At 62.8% G+C, this 7,012-nt stretch carries 5 protein-coding genes and 1 pseudogene; all 6 read right to left on the reverse strand.

The window, feature by feature from the left end:
• Positions 1 to 386: pseudogene (locus tag JOZ76_RS27075) on the reverse strand (type III glutamate--ammonia ligase); the annotation flags it as partial.
• Positions 387 to 439: 53 nt separating this feature from the next.
• Positions 440 to 1,762 carry an FMN-binding glutamate synthase family protein gene (locus tag JOZ76_RS27080; RefSeq protein WP_441300109.1) on the reverse strand — a complete coding sequence of 441 codons (1,323 nt, stop codon included), beginning with the start codon at positions 1,760 to 1,762 and terminating at the stop codon, positions 440 to 442.
• Entirely contained in the window at positions 1,762 to 2,412 is a 651-nt protein-coding gene (locus tag JOZ76_RS27085; RefSeq protein WP_291703878.1) for a protein glxC, read from the reverse strand. The genes JOZ76_RS27080 and JOZ76_RS27085 overlap by 1 nt, the downstream gene beginning before the upstream one ends.
• A 56-nt stretch (positions 2,413 to 2,468) precedes the next feature.
• Positions 2,469 to 3,368: an amidophosphoribosyltransferase gene (locus JOZ76_RS27090; protein WP_291703872.1), complete on the reverse strand. Its 900-nt coding sequence runs from the start codon at positions 3,366 to 3,368 to the stop codon at positions 2,469 to 2,471.
• Between the two features lie 648 nt (positions 3,369 to 4,016).
• Positions 4,017 to 5,225: an NAD(P)/FAD-dependent oxidoreductase gene (locus JOZ76_RS27095; protein WP_291703874.1), complete on the reverse strand. Its 1,209-nt coding sequence runs from the start codon at positions 5,223 to 5,225 to the stop codon at positions 4,017 to 4,019.
• 20 nt (positions 5,226 to 5,245) lie between these two features.
• Positions 5,246 to 6,562: an NAD(P)/FAD-dependent oxidoreductase gene (locus JOZ76_RS27100; RefSeq protein WP_291703875.1), complete on the reverse strand. Its 1,317-nt coding sequence runs from the start codon at positions 6,560 to 6,562 to the stop codon at positions 5,246 to 5,248.
• Positions 6,563 to 7,012: the final 450 nt, after the last annotated feature.

Here is a 7,012-nt window from a genome sequence, read left to right on the forward strand (position 1 = left end):
GTGATTAGGAAATATTCGCATTCAACGCCCGTCTTCAGTTCGTAGCCGAGTTTAGCCGCCTTTCCGATTACGCGCTTGAGGACCTGACGCGGATTCTGCTCGACGGGTTTACCGGCCATCATGAGGTCGCCGGTCACCCACGCAACCTCCGTTTTCCAGGGTAGCTGGACCAGCGTGTCTTGCTCTGGCATCACCAACACGTCTGGATCTGCCGGCGTGATATCAAACCAGGTGGCGAAGCCTGCAAATCCTGCGCCCGATTTGGCTACGCTATCCATGGCGCTTGCCGGCACGATCTTGGCGCGCATTGCGCCAAACAGGTCAACGAATGCGACGAGAAAGTATTTGATACTCTTCCTCTCAGCGATCTTGCTCCAATCCGGCATGGTGTGTGCTCCCTCGCTCGACATTCGCGCCAGCCACGCGCGTCAAATTCCGGTTATCCCGGTATCCAGCTGGTACCCGCGAGTGGGACCCTCGCCATTGCGGCGGCCTCCACAGTAAGCGCAACGAGATCCTCAGGCTCGAGATTGTGGACGTGGCTCTTGCCGCAGGCGCGTGCGATCGTTTGTGCTTCGAGCGTCAATACCGCAAGGTAGTTCGCGAGCCGCCGCCCTCCCAGGATGGGATCGAGCCGTTTCGTGAGCTCCGGATCTTGGGTCGTGATCCCGGCCGGATCACGTCCCTCATGCCAGTCGTCGTACGCGCCCGTTGTGGTGCCGAGCTTACGGTACTCGTCCTCGTAGCGCGGATCGTTGTCTCCGAGCGCAATCAGGGCCGCGGTTCCAATCGAAACCGCGTCAGCGCCAAGCGCGAGCGCTTTGGCCACGTCGGCGCCGGTGCGAATACCACCCGACACGATCAGTTGTACCTTGCGATGCATGTCGAGCTCGATCAGCGCCTGCACGGCCGGGCGGATTGCCGCGAGCGTCGGAATACCTACGTGCTCGATGAACACTTCCTGCGTGGCGCCGGTGCCGCCCTGCATGCCATCGAGCACCACCACATCGGCGCCGGATTTCACCGCAAGCGCGGTATCGTAATAAGGACGCGCGGCGCCGACCTTCACGTAGATCGGCTTCTCCCAGTCGGTGATCTCGCGGAGCTCGCGGATCTTGATCTCCAGATCGTCGGGCCCGGTCCAGTCGGGATGGCGGCAGGGCGAGCGCTGATCGATACCCGCCGGCAGGGTGCGCATCCCAGCGACTCGCTCGGAGATCTTGTGACCGAGTAGCATACCACCGCCGCCGGGCTTGGCCCCTTGCCCGACGACGACCTCAATCGCATCCGCCTTGCGCAGCTGATCCGGGTCCATCCCATAGCGCGACGGGACCAGCTGATAAACCAGCGTCTTCGAATGCGAGCGCTCCTCGTCTGTCATGCCGCCGTCGCCGGTCGTGGTTGTGGTGCCGGCGACCGCGGCGCCGCGGCCAAGCGCTTCCTTTGCGTTGGCCGAGAGCGACCCGAAACTCATGCCCGCGATCGTGATCGGGATTTTGAGCGTAATTGGCTTCTTGGCATGGCGTCTGCCGAGAGTCACGTCAGTGCCGCAACGCTCGCGATAGCCTTCGAGTGGGTACCGGCTGATTGACGCACCTAGAAACAGGAGATCATCGAAATGCGGCAGCTTGCGTTTTGCGCCGAAGCCGCGGATGTCGTAGATGCCAGTCGCGGCGGCGCGGTGGATTTCGGCGATCGTATGCAGGTCGAAGGTTGCCGAGTAGCGCGGCAAGGTCATAGGGCGCGGTTCGTTCGCGTTCATCAGTACTGTCCCGCATTATCGACGTGAAAGTGATAGAGCTTGCGCGCCGACCCATAGCGCCTGAATTTCGCGACATCGATGTTTCGCACGCCAGCGGCATCGAGCAGCGTTCGTAGGGCGGCCCGATGCTCGTCGCGGAGCTCTTTCTCGATGCAGTCCGTCCCCAGGCTCTTGACGGCGCCGCGCACGAACAGCTGCGCCTCGTAGAGCGAATCCCCGAGCCCATCGCCGGCGTCGCCGAGTACAACCAGCCGGCCTGCCTGCGCCATGAAAGCGGACATGTGGCCGACCGAGCCCTTCACCACGATATCAAGTCCGCGCAGCGCGATACCGCAACGTGCCGACGCATTACCGTCAATCACCAAAAGGCCACCGCAGCCCGTCGCGCCAGCCGATTGGGAGGCGTCACCCCTCACGTGAACGATGCCTGACATCATGTTTTCGGCGACGCCCGTGCCGGCATTGCCGATCACCGTCACGTGCGCCCGTTTGTTCATGCCAGCACAATAGTAGCCGACATGCCCTTCGATGGTGACCTTGAGATTGCCGTCGAGGCCGCAGACAATCGCATGCGCGCCGCGCGGATTGCGGATCAGGAAATCGCCGTCGCGCGTATCGTGCAGCAGCTGATTGACTGAACGCAGCGACATCTCGACGAGATCGAGCACCGAATTGCGGGAGGTGCGCGGGATGGACGAAACCTTTGTCACGCGGCGTGGCTCCAGGCATACGCGGTCGCAGGCGCGGGTTCCCAGATTTTGGCGTGCTCAACCCCCGGCAGCGGTGCGATCGCACGGTATTCGGTCGCCATTGCAACCCAGTCGTCAGTCTCGGCGATGACCGCAGGCTTGCAGGCGATCGGATCGCGGATCACCGCAAATCCTTCGCGGGTGCCGACCAGGAACGTATAGAAACCGTCGAGGTCTCTGAGCCCGTTCTCTAGTGCCCGCTGAAGCGTGTCGCCCCCTCGCATGCGAGAGGCGAGGTAAGCGGCCGCAACCTCGCTGTCGTTCTCGGTCTGGAACCGTTCGCCTTTGCGCAGAAGCTGCTCGCGGAGACGATTATGGTTGGAAAGGGAGCCATTGTGCACGAGACATGTGTCGTCGCCGGTCGAGAACGGGTGCGAGCCCGCTACCGTCACCGCGGATTCGGTCGCCATTCGCGTATGGCCGATCGAATGGGTCCCGGCGCGCGTCTCGAGGGCGAGGCGCTCGATGATCGCGGCCGGATTCCCGACGCCCTTAAAGGTCTCGATCGCCGTGCCTTGGCTCAACACGTAGGCCGAGGGTATGTTGTCGATTAGCCACTTGCGAGCTATCTCGCCGGAGCCCGTGGTGCGCAAAATTGCGTGATCCTCGATCTCCTCGACGGCGACATCCGCGCCAATGGTTGACGCAAGTCGATCCGCGACTTCGGACCAGTCGACCGCGTCATCGCGGTTCACCATGCAGATCTTCGTGATGCCCTTGCGCTCGTCTCCATAAATCGCAAAGCCAGCGCTGTCTGGCCCCCGATCGCACAGCTCGCGGAGCATTAGCCCGGTAAGGCGACCAAGATTGCGTTGCAATACCTCGTTCTTCAAGAAAAGCCCCACGATGCCGCACATGCGCGTCTCTTTTCGTTGTGGATGCCGAACTTTGTTGATCCGCTGGGCCGGTGCGATTGTCAAACCAAGATCAGGTTTACTTCCTGTTACGAAACGTAGTCACCATGAGAACAAGTCCTACGTCCGCCAAAGTTATTTGCAAAGCAGGCGGTCGGTTATCGTCCCGAACACCGACCTCCGTACCGGATCGTCGGCGCCGCAAGAGCTCAGTCCAGCGAGGTTGCAAGTTAGCCCGAGCTGCGGGGAATGCAAAAGTCGCTTGTTATCAGCGTGGCAAAGTTTGCCGCGGCGGCATGTACCGGAACTTGCTCTCAGAAATTGAGAACGGTGGTATTTACCGCTCGCTATCGACCGTCGAGGCCTCGCGAAGGCGCCGGATGTTACGGTGAGCGACCATTCGCCCCAAAGGTAGGAGGACTTGCGCGGCCAAAATGCGCTGTTCCTCCAGTTTGGTCGTAATTCCGGCGCAGGAGGTAAGAGCGCGGCCAAAACTGACGCGCAGCTCGGTCGTCTGCGCCTGTCGGAAGGATTCGGACGTGGGCGGTCCGCCGCACTGTTCGACGCATCCTGCGAGTGTCTCATACTCAGCGCAGCTACTGCCGGCTAGTGCTTTCGGGACAGGCTCGACTGGGTAGCAGGTCTAGGCGGCTATTGGTTGTGGCGCAGATATCCGGCGCTCACGATTGATGAAACCCCGGTGGCGAGCCAAGCGAGGTCGCGCGCACGATCAGCAAAGCGCGACGGGTCATAAAGGCCGGCTTCGAAGCGGGGCGGAGCGCCGGTGACGAGGTCGGCAACCAAGCGGCCCGTCATCGCGGACAGTGTGACACCGGACGAGTTCATTGCCGTCGCGACGATCAGGCCATCAATGTCCGCCACTCGGCCGATCAGCGGAAACCCGTCGGGCGTGAAGCTTTCCGGCCCATTAATGAAGTTCCGGATCGGCGCAGTCTCAAGCGGTGGAAACAGTCGTGTTGCGGCCGCAAAATAGGGCGCGATCTTTTCCCAGTCGGGTGGCAGCAGGGTGAATGAGAACGGGTTCGGTAGACTGGCTGGGTCTAGCGTCTTGGCGTTCTCGTCGAAGAATCCCACCAGGAACCTCCCGACCTCCTCACGCCCGTAGACTAGCTCGTGCGGCGCGACGAAGGACGGGGTGTCGCGGGGCAGGCGCGGCGCGACCTCGGCGATGACATAGAAATGCTCGCACGGCCATTGCGCCAGGGCGATGCCGAGCGGCTGCAGCATGGAGCGCGACCAGAGTCCCGCTGCGAGGACGACGCAGTCGGCGGGAATGAAACCGAGGCTCGTCGCAACGCCTGTGATCCGGCCGCCGACTATCGCCAGGCTCTCAGCCGTGACGTTCTCACGGATGACCGCGCCTTTCCGGCGGGCAGCTGTCGCATAGGCGGCCGTCAGATCAGCCGGGTTGACGCGACCAGAGAGCGGGTTGAGCCAGATGCCCTCAAGCCCGCCGGGGTCGAGCAGTGGGTTGAGGCGACGCGCTTCGTCGCCGGAGAGCCAACGCGCGGGCACGCCGCGGTCCTGTGCCGCCTTATCGAAGCCCTCGAAGCCATGACGCACCTCGCCGCTGCCGGCGAGGAACAGGCGCCCGGTCTGAAGCCAGCCGGTGCTCAGCCCGAGATCACGTTCGAGGCGTGTGATCGTCTCGAACGCGTACATGACCGAGGCGTCGTGATCCGCCAGGGGCTTCCAGGTGATGTTGCCGGCGGAATGCCAGGTCGTGCCTGAACCGAGACGGTCGCGCTCTAGTAGCGTGACCTGGCCGATTCCTTCCTCTGCTAAATGCCAGGCGATACTCGTTCCGATGACGCCGCCACCGATCACCACGAACTTCATTGGTCCATCCCCTCCCTTGCTTAAGTGAATAGGCGGTCGACTTCGTCACGCAGACGATACCAGCAGCCGACCAGCGGCAAGAACCATGGATTGCCCCTGTAAAGCGGATGATCCGGGAATTCCGGTGAGTCGAAAGCGCAGACGGAATTCGCCTTACCGACGATCTTGCGGGCGGTCTGGTGGCCAAGATAGGTCATCATCGCGACGCCGCTACCGTTGCAACCAAGAGCGTAATGCATGCCGTCGTCGCGCCCCATATGGGGTAGCGCATCGAGAGTGAATGCGACGTTGCCGGTCCAGGCATGGGTGACACGGACGCCCTTTAACTGCGGGAAGCGATCGAGCATGAAGCGATGAAGGATTGGCGCGCTGGTCTGCGGCGTAACCGGCGTGAACCGAGCACGGCCGCCGAAGATGACGCGTTTGCCGTCCGGCGACATGCGGTAGTAGCAGAGCACGCGCCGGGTGTCGGAGAGCGTTCGCCCCTTAGGAATCAGCGAGGCGGCGACTTCGGACGACAGCTCTTCCGTCGCGATGATGTGACTCGCGATCGGAATAACGCGGCGTTTCAAGCGGGGCGTCGCATCGCCTGTATAGCCATTGGTGGCAATCACCACCTCGTTCGCCTCGACCGTGCCGCGCGCCGTCTCAAGTCGCCATGCACCGCCGATGCGCGCAATTTTTACAACGGGCGCCTTGGAGCAGATGGTGATCTTGCGCCCCCGCGCTGCGTCGAGCAGGCCTTTGTAATAGAGCGCCGGGTGAAGCTTTGCGGTGCGCTCGACGACCATGCCACCATGGTAGTAGTCGCTGGCGATCTCCTCGCGTTGCCGCTCGCGCGGCACCATTCCACAGCCCGAATGAGCGGCGCGGTTCAGGATCTCGACCTTGCGCGCCATCGCCTTATAGTGCTTCGGCGCCCAGGCTCCGACGAAGCGCCCCCGTTTCTCCCAAAAACATTGAATCTTCTCGCGCTCGATGATGTGCTCGATGCAAGAGAAGGCCTCGGCGGCGTCCGAAAGAAGCTGGGCCGCGCGCTCGGAATCGGGATCGATGCTTTTGCCGCTGAAACTCTTGCCGATATTGACGCCGCCCGAGACGGCGCCGCCGTTCCGTGTAGAGGCGCCGAAGCCGGGCTCGTTGGCCTCGATGACGACGGCGGCAACGCCATTTGCGGCGAGCTCAATCGCCGCCGAGAGGCCGGCATAGCCGGCGCCGACGATGGCCACGTCAGCACGTGCCGGCAGCGAGGCCTCAGCCCCCTCAGCGGTCGGGCGCCAGGCTTCCCACCAATAGGGCATCGCCTTGAACTCGGGATGGAAAACGCTGTCGGCCATAATTTGCTCCTCAGGCATTCGCCTCGGCGGCGGGTATTGCGCGAGGACTGCTTATAGCGCCGAGCGCCGCGAGTTCGGGGTTCGCTGAAGTCACACACGCGTCCGCCGCCCTCGAACGCGCGCGTGGGAGCCGCAATGCTTTGATCGCGATGCGCCGCGAGCAGCCGTCGCGCGACCACCTCGCGCGGGTGTTTGAGATAATCACCGGGACGCCGTGGCAGCAGGAACTCTGTGCTTTGGTAATCGGCGACAACGCCAGGCCCGCTGTTGTCGCGGGGTGCCGATGCCCCTCGTGCAGTCGGGGAAGACAAGCATCAGCATTGCCGCTGCGACAAGGACCGCCGCGGTGGGGCCAAGCCGGAAATGCGGGCTCGCGTTGGGCAGCGTTTGTGCCGTCGCGTCCGTGGTCACGATTTCGGGGTCTCGCGCGGGCGGACCCCAATCATGATG

It is taken from the genome of Bradyrhizobium sp. (assembly GCF_019244115.1).
Classification (GTDB): Bacteria; Pseudomonadota; Alphaproteobacteria; order Rhizobiales; family Xanthobacteraceae; genus Bradyrhizobium.

Bases quoted from the DNA above. Each gene is read 5' to 3' on its own strand.
- JOZ76_RS27080 (WP_441300109.1), bottom strand. From the start codon at position 1,762: ATGAACGCGAACGAACCGCGCCCTATGACCTTGCCGCGCTACTCGGCA.
- JOZ76_RS27085 (WP_291703878.1), bottom strand. From the start codon at position 2,412: ATGTCGCTGCGTTCAGTCAATCAGCTGCTGCACGATACGCGCGACGGC.
- JOZ76_RS27090 (WP_291703872.1), bottom strand. From the start codon at position 3,368: ATGTGCGGCATCGTGGGGCTTTTCTTGAAGAACGAGGTATTGCAACGC.
- JOZ76_RS27095 (WP_291703874.1), bottom strand. From the start codon at position 5,225: ATGAAGTTCGTGGTGATCGGTGGCGGCGTCATCGGAACGAGTATCGCC.
- JOZ76_RS27100 (WP_291703875.1), bottom strand. From the start codon at position 6,562: ATGGCCGACAGCGTTTTCCATCCCGAGTTCAAGGCGATGCCCTATTGG.